Origin of the sequence: Methanosarcina spelaei, from assembly GCF_002287235.1 — an archaeon.
Classification (GTDB): Archaea; Halobacteriota; Methanosarcinia; order Methanosarcinales; family Methanosarcinaceae; genus Methanosarcina; species Methanosarcina spelaei.
Map to the genome: position 1 here is coordinate 1 of NZ_LMVP01000464.1, position 287 is coordinate 287.

General features: G+C 39.7%; 1 protein-coding gene. It reads left to right on the forward strand.

What is annotated here, in order from left to right; all coding sequences use genetic code 11:
- The coding region (locus ASJ81_RS23370; RefSeq protein ID WP_212556101.1) for a hypothetical protein at positions 1–265 on the forward strand (265 nt) is incomplete at its 5' end.
- Positions 266–287: the final 22 nt, after the last annotated feature.

Consider the following 287-nt stretch of genomic DNA (forward strand, 5'->3'; position numbering starts at 1 on the left):
GGTATTGAGGAATTTTAATCCGGCTAAAATGAGGAATTATTCACCGGCCTTGACACTTTTTAGGGCTACACAATTTTTCCTCTTTTCGAGGAAAAATTGGATTTACAATGAGTTATTTCTATCTTTGATGAAACGTGAAGAGATTCTTGCTCTGTGTACTTCAAACCCTGAAGTTATTGCAACTTACATTGAGAGTCTTGAATCTCAAATAAAACAGCTAAGGAACTGTCTCAAAATCAAATTGCGTGCGGCCACCCCACCCTAAAGGATGGGGTATGCTTCGGGCC